Below are 12,891 nucleotides of genomic sequence, written 5' to 3' on the forward strand. Positions count from 1 at the left end.
TACCTTAAATGTGTGGAGACACGTGACGAAGAAGTCGCCTCGCCAATACATACCGGACGCGGGCTCGGGCATACAACGTGGCGTTTAGCTATCATTCCGAAATTCCGATTGTATTTTCCTTAAGCCCCCGAGCATGTTCCGCCTGCCCACCACCGCCACCGCGCCGTTCTGCCCGTCCGAGGTGCGCCGCACCGTTGCTGTCCCGCCCGGCCTGCCCCTGTGGAAGAAGCTGCTGCGCTTTGCGGGGCCGGGGCTGCTGGTGTCGGTCGGTTACATGGACCCGGGCAACTGGGCAACCGACATTGAAGCCGGTTCGCGTTACGGCTATACGCTGCTGTTCGTGGTGGTGCTCTCCAGTCTGGCGGCGATGGTGCTGCAGTGTCTGTCGGCGCGGTTGGGCATCGTCACGGGCATGGATCTGGCGCGTGCATCGCGCAATCGCTATCAACCCGGTGCGTTGCGCGTGCAGTGGCTGCTGGCAGAGCTGTCCATCATTGCCTGCGACCTGGCCGAGGTGCTTGGTTGCGCGCTGGCCTTCCACCTGCTGCTGGGCGTGCCGATCCTTTGGGGCGTGGCGCTCACCGCGCTGGACACGCTGATCGTGCTGGGCCTGAAGGGCAAGAACTTCCGCCAGCTGGAAGCCATCGTGCTGGGGCTCATTCTCACGATCGGGCTGTGCTACTTCGTTGAACTCGTGCTCATCAAGCCGCACTGGCCCTCGGTGGCTGCAGGGCTGATGCCGTCGTGGCAGGCCCTGAGCCAGCGCGAGCCGCTGTATCTGGCCATCGGCATCCTCGGCGCCACGGTGATGCCCCACAACCTCTATCTGCATTCGTCCATCGTGCAGACGCGCATGACGGCCAACACCGAGGCGGCCAAGCACGAGGCTATCGGCCTGTCGCGGCTTGACACCATCGTGTCGCTGGGGCTGGCGCTGCTGGTGAACGGCGCGATCCTGATCCTGGCGGCAGCGGCGTTCAACGCGCACGGCCATCAGAACGTGGCCGACATCCAGGATGCCTATCACCTGCTGGAGCCCATCGTCGGAACGGCGCTGGCGGGGCTGCTGTTCGGTATCGCGCTGCTGGCGGCGGGGCAAAGTTCGACTTTTACCGGCACCATCGCGGGGCAAATCCTCATGGAGGGCTTCCTCGATTTGCGCATCCCCTGCTGGCAGCGGCGGTTGATCACGCGGGCCCTGGCGTTGATTCCCGCGTTCATCGGCGTAGCAATGCTGGGCGACCATGCCATCGGCAAGCTGCTGGTCATCAGCCAGGTGGTGCTCGGCCTGCAGTTGCCATTTGCGATGTTTCCGCTGATCCGCATGACGGGCGATCGCACCCTGATGGGCGTCTTTGCTAATAGCCGATTCACGTCGTGGCTGGCGTGGAGCCTGTTCGTCGTCATCGGCGTCGCCAATGGGTGGCTGGTATGGCAGGTACTGGCGGGCTGATACGCCCATTGCGGGATTTCCCCCACTAAAAATCCGCGCACGGCGCCGCCTGCCGCCGTTAGAATGCGCGCTTTGTTGCGCAATCCGGCCACGCCCGCGCCCGCATCATCCCGTCGCGTCAGCAGGCCTCCATTGTCCTGCCTTGAGCGCGAACCTGCCTACCGCTTCCGACCTGCCCGACGCCCGCACGCCCTCGCTCGACTATCAGGCGCGCCATTTCGTGCCGATGATCCTCGCGCTGAGCAAATGCGGCGTGCTCGGTTACGCCTTCGCGGTCATGCTGGGCTGGTCGGTCGGGCTGCTGCATCGGCCCGAACCGCTACTCGCGCTGCTCCTGGTTCTGGTGGCGATCGTAGTGACGGCCCAGCGCTATCGGCATACCGGCATGTGGGGCCTGCTGGCGCTCACTCACCTGCTGGCGGAGGAAGTGGCGATCATCGCGTTCGGCCATCAGGCAGGTCTGCAATGGGTGCTGCCGGCGTTCTACCTGATGCCGCTTGCCACCAGCCCCGCGTGGCTCACACGGCGCGATTTCTGCATTGCCATGGCGCTCTGCACGGCCGGGCCCGTCGTTGCGCTGCTCATCGCGCCGGAACCCGCCGCAGCAATCCACCACGGCTGGCTGGGGCTGGTGCTCTATCTGCCCATCTGCATTGCCGCGGCCGCCGTCATTCACCACTACCTGCTGCGCGCCATGGCCCGGCACTTTGCGGCCGAACGCAGCCTGGCCGATCGCGCCAACACCGACCACCTGACCGGCATGCTGGCGCGGCAGCGCTTCTTCGAACTCGGCAGCTTTGCGGTCGAACGCGCGCAGCATCATGCTGAACCGTTATGCGCGTTGTACCTCGACGTCGATCACTTCAAGTCGATCAACGATACGTGGGGACATGCCGCCGGTGACGAAGCGCTCGTCGCGCTGTCCGATGCGCTGGCGGACGTGCTGCGCCCGGCCGATCTGTTTGGCCGTCTGGGCGGTGACGAATTCGCCGTGCTGCTGCCGGGCTGTGGTCTGACGGGTGCGCTCGCCGTGGTGGAACGGCTCAAGACTGCGGTGGCCGGCACGCAAACGCCCGTGGGGCCGCTGACGGTAAGCGTAGGAGCCGCACCGCTGCGCCCCGGGCAAGACCTGGCACGCTTGCTGGCCGATGCCGATCTCGGCCTGATGGAGGCCAAGCGCCAGGGCCGCAACCGCGTGTGCGTACCGACCGATGTGCAGCCGCCGGCAAATCTGCGGCAGTAAGGCAGGCACGCTCTGTGCGGCGCAGCATCCGTGTTCTTGCACGGAGATGCCAATGGAGTGGCTCAACACCCACACCTTCCTGCGCGTGCCGGCCCGCGATTGGGCCGCCGCCGCGTTGACTGTGATTGCTGCGTATGCGGTACTGTCCAGCGTGTTGCACCTGATCTGCAACCGGTTTGACGCACGTGCGCGCCGGACCGGCTATCGCTTCGACATTCTCGTCACCGCGGTGCTGCGGGATACGCACCCACTGTTCATCGCGCTGGCCGCGTTGCTTGCAGGTTCGTACTTCATCGATCTGCCCACGCGCATTGCCAACAAGCTCGACCACATTTGGTTCGTCATCATCGGCTTCCAGATTGCCCTGTGGCTCAACCGCGGCGTGAAGCTGTGGGCGCGCGATCGGCTGTCGACCCAGACTCACGCCACGCGTAACCCGGTGATCACGTCGATGACCGCGTGGGTGCTGCGGTTTGCGCTGTGGTCGATGCTGCTGCTGGCCATCCTGGCCAACGTGGGCGTGAACATCACGGCCTTCGTCGCCAGCCTGGGTGTGGGCGGTGTGGCGGTGGCGCTGGCGGTGCAGAGCATCCTGAGCGACCTGTTTGCCTCCCTTGCCATCGGGCTGGACAAGCCGTTCGAGATCGGAGACTTCATCGTCTTCGAATCGATCGCCGGCACGGTGCAGCACGTGGGCCTCAAGACCACGCGTATCCGCAGCCTTTCGGGCGAAGAGATCGTCGCATCCAACACGGCGCTGCTCAAAAGCACGATTCACAATTACAAACGGATGTCGGAACGACGCATCGTCTTCACCTTTGGGGTGACCTACGATGCGCGCGCCGCGCAACTGAAGAAGATTCCGGACATCGTGCGCCGTGCGGTGGAAGCCGCCGGCAACACGCGCTTCGATCGTGCGCACTTCAAGGAGTTTGGCGAGAACGCGCTGAACTTCGAGGTCGTGTATTTCGTGACCGATCCGGACTTCAATCTGTACATGGATATCCAGCAACGCATCAACCTGACAATCCTGGAAGGGCTGGAAAATCTGGGCACCTCGTTCGCCCTGCCCACGCGTACGATCCAGCTCGTGCGCCGTGACGGCGAACCTGTTGGCCCGGAAGACCTCGCTGACTGCTCACCCGCCAGCACTCAGCGTGTGAGCGCGCGGGCTAGCGGTTGACCACTGCGGGCATGCTGAGAAACGCCGCATCGAGGCTGCGCCACAGGGGCCTTGAGCGCGGCACCATGTCTTGCCGGAAGTACCACCAGAAGTACCCGCCGACAAACCGCGGATGCGCGATCGCAAGCCCGTAGTAGTGCGCCACGAGCGCGGCCTTGCGCATGGCATGCCGCGTCCCGACTTCGCCAAAACCCAGCACGGCGTGCGGAAACAGTTCTCCCAGGCGGGTGAATACGGCGTTCCAATCGGGCGGCGCGATCTTGCAGTCGTCTTCATAGAAGCTGATGAACACGTAGTCGAGCCCATCGCGCAGGCGTAGCGGCACATTGCGCTGCGTCCAATCAAACATGGCGCGTGATGGCTGCTCTGCGCAGCCCTCGTTGTAGTACAGCGTGAGCGCCGTGCGGCCGCCGCCGGCTTTGATGACCTCATAGGCTGCCATGGTCTTGTCGATCACGTCGCGTGTGGGGCCTGTCCACTCGCCGTTGATCTCATTGCCGATTTCCCAGACATCGACGTTGCTGCCGAGCGTGTGCAGGTAAGCCGCAGCACGCTGGCGCAGTTGCAGGGTCGTGTACTGCTTGAGCGTGGAGGAATCGGCCAGCTCGCCCATCACGTAGGCCACGTCCCGGATGGCGACTACGGGCCCGACGTAATGCGGCGCGTCCATGCCTTCATCAAAGACGACGCGCACCGTGGGCGTGCGCGAGAGGTGCGACAGTGCGTCGACCACGGCGGGCACATTGTCCACCGCATCGACGGTCACGCCATACAACGGCACAGGGCCGGAAGGCATCGCGCCCACCAGCCCCGCGGCCTCGTTGGATGCGCTCATTACCAGCATGGCTGCCGCCAGTATCCAGCGCATCCGCTGCACGGCTACTGCACTGTGCTGGCATCCGCCCAGGTATAGCCGAGCGCGGTGATGCCAGTAATGATCTGCTGGAAGTCGGGGAACCCCGTGGCGACCAGCCCCGGCTCCAGCCAGAACGGATGGAAGAAGAACGAGGCAAAGCCATCGCGCACGACCAGCGCATAGTTCGCGTTGGTCAGGATGTCCGTGACGTTGTAAGTCAGGCAAGACGACGGATCGATCGAGCAGATGTTGTATTCAACGTTGCCCAGGTTCTCCGGAATCACGCGTTGGCCATAGTAGTCCTTCTGAATGATGTAGGGGAAGAACTGCCCCACCGAGAAATCATGGCCCGGCGTGGTGGCAGCAAGCGTCTGCGGGTTGTCCGACGTGTAGTACACCACGCGCTGGTAGGTGTTCTTGAAGTACGTCGGTACGGCCTTGATGGCCAATGGCGACGACTGGTAGTGCGGCGCCTCCCACGCAAACGGGAAGTAGCCGTTGAACTGCAGTTCCAGCAACCCCGCCGAAAGACGACCGGCAGCCCATTGCGTCGAGTCTTCATTCACCGGGCGATTCTGGGTGGCGAACCAGAACTCATAGTCGTTCGCGCTGACCGCGTTGATCACGTTCGGGACGTTGCTGTACTGGTGCGTGTAGCCGTGCATCAGGACATGTCCGCCGCGCGCCCTGGCGTAGTTCAGCGCCTGCTTCAGGCCTGTTGCGTTGACCATGTGGATGGTCTGCGCCACACCGCCGTTGTAGACCCCGTTCGGATCCGTATACACGGGGATGGTCGCGATCGAAAACGGAATCTTCTGGCCGTACATGTAGTCCGTCAGCGTCTGCATGGACGAAACCGTGGTCGTAGCGTTCACGTCTTCCAGCCGCACCAGAGCACGGTGCAGCGTGGGCGCATTGGTGCCAAGGATGTCATGCAGCATGTCGCACACCACCAGATAGCGGTCGCGCGGCCCGATGTACGAAAACGGCATATCGGCGAAGTACCAGAAGTTGCCGGACCGAATCACATACGGTGCAGTCGCCTTGGTGACCGAATTGGTGATCGTCACCAGGCTCGTCGCCTTGGTGGCATCGGCCACCGCCGTCAGACCAATATCAGGGTCTGCGGAAATCGCACCGGTCGTGGCATTGAAGGCGTAGTACTTCGTCATCGTCTGGTTCTTGTACGTAATCGTGTCAAAGAAACCAGGATTCGGCGCGCTGGCTGACGGTGCCGCATTCATGCCCGCCAGGCTGGAGAACGTAATGCCGTATCGCGTCGTGAACGGATAGGCCGTATTCCAGGCAAGTTCCCACAGGTTGTACTTGAACCAGACCACGGTCTTCTGTGTGGTGGTCACATCCGACAGGAACGCCGCCGGTATGGGGTTGTTGTAATAACTCCCCATGTAGAACGTGGCAGTGTACTGCTCGGTCATGCCGGCCGTGTAGTTCTGCACGGGCAGCAGCGTGATGGTGGCGTTGAAGTGCGCGAGCAGGTTGTACAGCATGATCGCGTACGCCTTGCCGAGGTTGGTGTACTGGTCGTTTGGCGGGGCGTCGTACAGCACGAGCATCGGGGCCGGCGCGGTCTGGGCCGATGCAGATCCACCAATGGTCACGCAGATGGGCCCGAGCCCAATTGTGCAGGTGGCGGCCTGCACTGGCGCTGTCAGCGAGACCCCGAGCATGCCGCCCGCAAAGACGAGCGCGCACAGAAACTTTCGTAGCAATGTCTTCATGATGACTCTCCGACTCATGGCGATCATGGGCGATAAATCGAGCCATCCGCTTGGCGGTAGAGCCCGAGGTTGAAGTTGGGGCCACGATCGTGGCCACGTTCGGTACCTGTCGTCTCGTTTTCCGGCATGCCGGGGCGGACTTCGGTCATGACCGCCGGACGTGGCGGCGGGACGACCTGTCCGTTCTCATCCATGACGCCGTAGCCGTAGGCGCGCGCGCCTCCCGTCACAGGCCTGGGTGTTGCTGCGGCCACGACGGTGGGCTGCACGGGTTGCGCAGCCGTGGCTGCCGCCTTGGAAAACGCGGGCGGTGGGCCTTTCTTGCGTGTATCGGCACCGGGGCTGCCCGGGTTCGTCGCGCCGGTCACGATGGCGGGTACGCCCCCATCGCCAGCCCACGGCGGCGCGACGATCAGCCACCCGGCAACAAGTGCGGAGGCAACCAACACGCCGCCACCGATTCGTTTTGCTTTCATCAAAGCCTCCTAACCGTTCAGGCGGTGCTGTGTTGACGACCCTTGCGCGGTGGCACGCGCCGCTTCCAGATCGAAGATTTCGGCCTCGGTGGCCGGTTTGCGAATGAGTTGCGGGCCGCGCGCCACCTTCTGCGGCTGCGTGGTGAAGGCCTGCTTCAACGCATCGACAATGCGCCGGCAGGCCTGGCCGTCGCCATAAGGGTTGTGGGCCTGCGCCATTCGCTCGTATTCGGCGGCGTTGTTAAGCAGCGTTTCTGCCTCGTCGACGATGCGTTGCGTATCGGTGCCGACCAGCCGTGCGGTGCCCGATGCCACAGCCTCTGGTCGCTCGGTCGTGTCGCGCGTTACCAGTACCGGTTTGCCAAGAGCGGGCGCCTCTTCCTGAATGCCACCGGAATCGGTGACGATCAGGTAGGCGCGGTCCATCAGGTAGACGAATGGCAGGTAGTCCTGCGGCGCAATCAGATGAACGTTGCCGTGGCCGGAAAGGATGGCGCTGACCGGCTGCTGCACGTTCGGGTTCAGGTGCACCGGATACACAACCTGCACATCCGGATGCCGCGCCGCCAGCAGGCGCAGCGCCACGCAGAAGTTCTCGAACGGCTCGCCGAAGTTCTCGCGGCGATGGCCTGTCACCAGGATCATCCGACGCCCAGCCGCCAGGAACGGATAGCGCGCCGCCAACTGCGCTGACAGCGCGGCATCGCTGTCCAGCCGTTGCTTCACGGCCAGCAACGCATCGATGACGGTGTTGCCGGTCAGCGTGACCTGCTCGGGGTCGATGCCCTCGTCCAGCAGGTTCTGACGTGATTCGGCCGTGGGCGCGAAGTGCCAGGTGGTCACGGAATCGGTCACGCGCCGGTTCAACTCTTCCGGCCATGGCGACCAGATGTTGCCGGTACGCAAACCCGCTTCCACATGCCCGACCGGAATGCGCCGGTAGAACGCTGCGAGGCTCGCCGCCAGCGTGGTCGTCGTATCGCCGTGGACCAGCACGGCATCGGGCTTGTAGGCGTCTAGCACGCCGTCGATGCCGCTCAATACGTTGGATGTGATATCGGACAGCGTCTGCCCAGGCCGCATCAGGTTGAGGTCAAACTCCGGCACGATGCCGAAGAGCTCCAGCACTTGATCCAGCATCTGCCGGTGCTGCGCGCTCACGCACACTGCCGACGCAAAGCCTGCCTCGGCCTGCAATGCCTGCACCAGCGGCGCCATCTTGATGGCCTCTGGGCGCGTGCCGAACACGGTCAAGATCTTCCCCATCATCACTGCACTCCCCTGTCGTCTGCTCCGGCGCGCCTGCAAAGCACGACGGGCGCGAAGACGCGCGTGTCGCTTCTGACGCCGGGCAGACCTCGCTACTGAGCGAAGGCCGTGCCATGCATCCTGCTTTGACCCACCATGGCGTTGCGACGCCATCCTGTGGACGCCGCTGCCGCGTCTCTTTGTTACCCGTTTCCCTCGGCGGTCAAAAACGTTTCATCTGCGACACCCCTGACTGGGGGTCTGCTTGCATCCAGGGTTGCCTTAGAACCAAAGAATGGCTCGCGCGACCACCCCCTTTGCTCGATCCGCGTGCGTCAACGGCAAGCGGTATTGCACGGTCAAGTCCAGCCAACTGGCCGGCGCCGCGTAGTGCGACTCGCGAAACCAATAGCGGAAGTTGATGCCTGGGCCGACACCCAGCGCAAGCTGGTGGTCGATCGCCTTGTTGTCGTGATCGCCCGCCAGCACGATGTGCGGGTAGACCGTAAGCCGATCGCTGATGGAGTTCAGTAGCCACGTGTGTCCGTAGCGCATTTCCGTGCTGATGATCATCCGGCCCTGGTTGAGGAAATAGGCGCCCTCGCCATACACCTGCCAGGTCTGCCAGCGCGGCTTGGTGACCTGCAGGTCGAGCCCCTGGTCGGTCGAGAACCCGATGCGCAGCAGCGTGTCGTTGGTGGTCAGTTGCCCAATGCGGAAAAGGCGCTCGGCGGTGAACACCAGGTTGATGTCCTTGATCGGCTTGTAGCGCGCGCCCACCGAGCCCTGCGCGGTCGGGAGGCCTGTGTGGCCATTGCGGTCGTACACGTTGTCATAGCCGCGCGCAAAGAGCTGGAAGACGCTGCCGTCCCGATACCCGACGCCGGGCGGCTGCCAGTACACCTCCGCGCCCGCTTGGCCCACGCTCACGGTGTTGGGCAAACCGAACGCCGAGGTTTGATATGCGCCCGAGACGACCATGCCGAAGTTACGCTGCATCTGCTCGACTTCGCGCCGGTAGCCGAAGCGACGGTCTGCTGGAAGGCGGTCGTCGCCATTGCCGCCGCTGTCGCTCTTGGCATCGGCATCGGCATGGTCAAGGCTTTGCCGGAAGAGCTTGATGGCGGTCGGGTTGTCGCCCAGGCGCTTGGCCGCGTAGGCGGCATCGGCGTAGTGCGTCCACTTGCCTTGGCCCGTGGCAAAGCCGCGCTGGAACGCTGCCAGCGCGGCACGATCGTCACGCGCGCGCAGGTGACTGTAGGCATCGTTCAACTCACGCTGGCCGACCACGCGCGGGTCATTGGCGGACGTGGTTTCGCCCTGCGCTTCAGGTGCCATCGCCTGGGCAAGCAGCGCCTTGGCGTAGCGCTGGCGCGCCGGGTCCGTCGCGTGTTCGGCTGCCAGCGTGGCAGCCTGAGACGCACCATCACGGTCGCCCAATTGCAGGCGAGATTGCGCGAGACGCAGTTGCACGTCGGCATCGGGTTCGTCCTTCATGCCGCTCAGCGCATCGATGGCAGCCTGCGGATGCTTGGCGGAATATGCGCTGTCCGACCAGGCCAGATGCAGATTGCGCTGCTCCTGCGGCGTCCAGTCGGTGCCTTGCACGGCGTGTGCAAAGTCCTGTTCGGCCACGGCAGGATCGTTCGCTTTCTGCGCGAGGAACCCGTGCTGTGCAAAGACACGGGGCTCGTCGGGATACTTCCGCAGCAGCGCATCGGCCTGCGCGCGCGCCGCATCCAACTGGCCCTTGCGCGTCAGCACATCGAGCAGCAGCAGGTTCAGTTGCAGGCTGTCTGGCTGCGCGGCCAGTGCCGCACGCGTGGCGGCTTCCGCATCGTCGAGCTTGTTGGCGTCGATGGCGCGATAGGCGCGGTCGGCGCGAAAATAGGCGTCAGGCTGCAACGGCGCGGGCGGCTCTGCCAGAGATACGCCATGACAGAGCGCCCACACTGCCGCGGCAATCGGCCAGCGCAAACGGCGCAGGGTTAGACGGATGGCTCTCTCGTGTGTCATGCCACACCTCCCGCAACAGATGGGTTGGGCCGCGGCTCTGATCCGGGGGGCAGATCCGGCGGCACAGGAATCGGGGGGATGGTGGAAGCCTCGGATGCGGGTGCCGTGCCGGCTGCAATGCCTGGGCCGGCGCCCGTCATGGATTCGACGGCCAACATGGCCGAATGCGCCGACGGTCCGAATACGACCGTGGCACGGCGGTTAGGGTCGGCCATCTGCGCCAGCTCGGCCGACATCTCGTGGTCGCACGCCATGAAGCAGGCGACCTTGCGGCCCGCAGCGCGGGCCAGCTCTTCCAGCACTTCGCCCTCGGGCAACTCCGACACGGCGATGTTGAGCGACCCGTCTTCGCCAATCGAGAACGGCACCACGTGATGCCGCACAGCCAGGTCACGCGGCAGGCAATCCGCCAGCGCGCCAAGCACGACGTTGGTCAGGCTCACGCGCGGCAGGTCGACCTGCTCGGCCAGCGCATCGGCCAGCGTGTCGGGCGTGACCAGCCCCTGCTCGACCAGCACTTGCCCAAGCCGGCGCCCGGTCTGGCTCTGAATGGCGAGTGCTGCATCCAACTGCGCCTGCGTGAGCACTTCCCACTTGACGAGCGTCTCGCCAAGCTTGCAGCGCGTACGGCCCAGCGCGTCGTTCGACAGATAGGTGTGCTGCGTCTTGTCCCAGGCGATGGGCTTACCTGTCAGGCAGTAGATCAGGAAGATCTTCCACGCCCGGCACACCGAGAAGAAGTTGATGAAGTTGTTCACCACCAGCCTGGGCAGGCACAACACGCCCTGCAACGGGCCGTTGAGCCGTCCGACGAAGTACACGCGCTGCGCCAGCCGGTTGAAGAGCAACGCTGCGTTGACGGCAAGCAGATCCTGCATCCAGATGCTGCCGACCACGAACGTGCCATCGGGGATCGTGATCACGCCTTTGAACATCAGCGCGCCCAGCGCCAGATAGTTCAGCGACAGTACGTAGGCCAGGATCGAGAACAGCGCCGTGAGCACGCCCTTGCGGTCCCGGAAGAACATGTAGCGCGTGATGAGGTTGCCCCTCCAGCCCATCTGCAACCAGCCCTGGAACGCGATGCCGAGCACCCAGCGCGCACGCTGGCGGTAGGCCGTGCGGAAGGTGCTCGGAAAGTACTCACGCGTGGCCAGCAGTTGCGGGCGGGTTCCCTTGCGCCGCCCAAAGCGCCAGCGTGTGCGCGTCTTGCCCTCGGCATCCGCGGTTGGTTCTGCGTTCTCGCAGATCGGGAAATGCACGAACGCTTCGCGCATGCCCAGTTCGCGCAGGCGAAAACTGAAGTCATAGTCTTCCGTGAGCGTGCTGGTGTTGAAGGGCGAATCGCCGCGCACCTTCATCACAGCTTCGATGGCACGGCGGCTGTAACAGAGCGCGACGCCAGCACCGGGCACCGTGCCGGTCAGCGCCTGGCGCGCCACCAGGTCTTTCTGGTGCGTCTCGGAAAAATCATCCATGTACGTGCCGGCCACCCACTCATACCACTTGCGCTCAAGCGATAGCACCGGAAGTTGCACCAGATCCTGATCAAGGATGAAGTAGTTGAAGTACTTCAGCTCCAGCGGGTGGATCACGTCTTCACAGTCGTGCATGATCACGCCCGCAAAGCGGATACCGTGCCCAGCCTCGTGCCGGATGATGGTCTGGATGATGGTGTTCAGGCAGTCGGCCTTGCATGTCGGGCCATCGTGCGTGACCGCTGCGCGCACCACGCGGCCCGGGTAGCGGCGCACCATGCGTTCGACTTCGGTGGTGGTTTCCGCATCGTTGCGGTACGCGCCGGCAAAGATGATGAAGCGCGTGTACTCCATCGTCGCTAGGGTGTTCTCAACCATCTTGGCGATGACGTCGTACTCCTTCCAGGCCGGCACCATGATGGCGAGCCACTGCTCTTCGCGCTCGCGCAACGATTGCGCCGAAATCGTGACCGGCGTGCGGCCACGCTGCGGCCAGAGCCACAGCTCCCGCACCCAGTAGAAGGCGTCCAGGAAGAAGTCGTCGGCGGTGCTGATGAAGATGACGAGCGTGGTCGCTACCGTCAAGGTGTTGAGCAACGCCAGGTAAAGCTCCCATGGCAAATCGCTCACGGCTGCTCCCCTGCCCCGGCCTTGCGGGCGCGTTGCGAGTGTCCGGCGTACCCCCCGCCTTGCGCAGTGGCGCTCATGCTTCCCCCAAGGTCTTTTCGACGTGCGACGCAACCGCTTTGCGCCATGGCATCCGACCCAATCTGCCACCGCCGATCGGGTTGACGCGTCGCCCTCTGGCCTGCTTCTCGAGAAGGGGAACGCGAGGACCATACCAACGCCCGCCGAGGCGCACAGTTATGCGGTGCAGCACATCAAATGCGCCTTCAGACACGTGCCGGATAGCCCGGGTTGTTGCATGCGTGAACGCAAGAAACGGGCGGTGGCGGTAGCGGGATCAACGCCACGGCATACAACGCCATCTGATATGGGGGGACATTCGACCGTCAGCCAACAAGGCCTCCCTACAAACGACGGAGGCGCTGACCGATCAAATGCAGGCGGTTTGGCTTAGGCGAGCGGGGAGCACCCCTGACCGGCGTGGGCGCGTGTTACCGAATGAACTAATGCGCGCAACTGGGCGCAGGTTGCAAAGTCTTATGCGCAAAGGCTCTGCCCGATGAATCGCG

Annotated in this window: 9 protein-coding genes; 3 read left to right on the plus strand and 6 right to left on the minus strand. The window is 64.0% G+C overall.

What is annotated here, in order from left to right; genetic code table 11:
* Positions 1–133: 133 nt before the first annotated feature.
* The 3 genes from AAHM38_RS19005 to AAHM38_RS19015 all read left to right on the plus strand — a co-directional run bounded on the left by AAHM38_RS19005 (position 134) and on the right by AAHM38_RS19015 (position 3,879).
* Complete coding sequence (locus tag AAHM38_RS19005; RefSeq protein ID WP_116576944.1) at positions 134–1,453, plus strand: Nramp family divalent metal transporter; 1,320 nt, start codon at positions 134–136, stop codon at positions 1,451–1,453.
* 142 nt (positions 1,454–1,595) lie between these two features.
* Complete coding sequence (locus AAHM38_RS19010; protein ID WP_179817637.1) at positions 1,596–2,696, plus strand: GGDEF domain-containing protein; 1,101 nt, start codon at positions 1,596–1,598, stop codon at positions 2,694–2,696.
* A gap of 52 nt (positions 2,697–2,748) precedes the next feature.
* Positions 2,749–3,879: a mechanosensitive ion channel family protein gene (locus AAHM38_RS19015; RefSeq protein ID WP_116576943.1), complete on the plus strand. Its 1,131-nt coding sequence runs from the start codon at positions 2,749–2,751 to the stop codon at positions 3,877–3,879.
* Here the strand turns inward: AAHM38_RS19015 and AAHM38_RS19020 are convergent.
* From AAHM38_RS19020 to AAHM38_RS19045, 6 genes are all read right to left on the minus strand, one after another.
* Positions 3,869–4,714: a hypothetical protein gene (locus tag AAHM38_RS19020; protein ID WP_259394736.1), complete on the minus strand. Its 846-nt coding sequence runs from the start codon at positions 4,712–4,714 to the stop codon at positions 3,869–3,871. The genes AAHM38_RS19015 and AAHM38_RS19020 overlap by 11 nt on opposite strands.
* 44 nt (positions 4,715–4,758) lie before the next feature.
* Complete coding sequence (locus tag AAHM38_RS19025; protein WP_009239926.1) at positions 4,759–6,477, minus strand: DUF2334 domain-containing protein; 1,719 nt, start codon at positions 6,475–6,477, stop codon at positions 4,759–4,761.
* Between the two features lie 23 nt (positions 6,478–6,500).
* A complete protein-coding gene (locus tag AAHM38_RS19030; protein WP_116576941.1) occupies positions 6,501–6,953 on the minus strand; it encodes a hypothetical protein in 453 nt (150 codons plus the stop codon).
* A 9-nt stretch (positions 6,954–6,962) separates the two neighbouring features.
* Positions 6,963–8,222 (minus strand): non-hydrolyzing UDP-N-acetylglucosamine 2-epimerase, encoded by a 1,260-nt coding sequence (wecB, locus tag AAHM38_RS19035; protein ID WP_103518804.1) that lies wholly within the window; start codon positions 8,220–8,222, stop codon positions 6,963–6,965.
* A gap of 261 nt (positions 8,223–8,483) precedes the next feature.
* Positions 8,484–10,217, minus strand: a complete 1,734-nt coding sequence (locus AAHM38_RS19040; protein ID WP_009239929.1) for a bacteriophage N4 adsorption protein A — start codon at positions 10,215–10,217, stop codon at positions 8,484–8,486.
* Positions 10,214–12,325, minus strand: a complete 2,112-nt coding sequence (locus tag AAHM38_RS19045) for a glycosyl transferase family protein (RefSeq protein WP_116576940.1) — start codon at positions 12,323–12,325, stop codon at positions 10,214–10,216. Before AAHM38_RS19045 ends, AAHM38_RS19040 begins: the two co-directional genes overlap by 4 nt.
* Positions 12,326–12,891 lie beyond the last annotated feature (566 nt).

It is taken from the genome of Ralstonia sp. OTU4908 (assembly GCF_038440115.1).
GTDB classification, from domain to species: Bacteria; Pseudomonadota; Gammaproteobacteria; order Burkholderiales; family Burkholderiaceae; genus Ralstonia; species Ralstonia pickettii.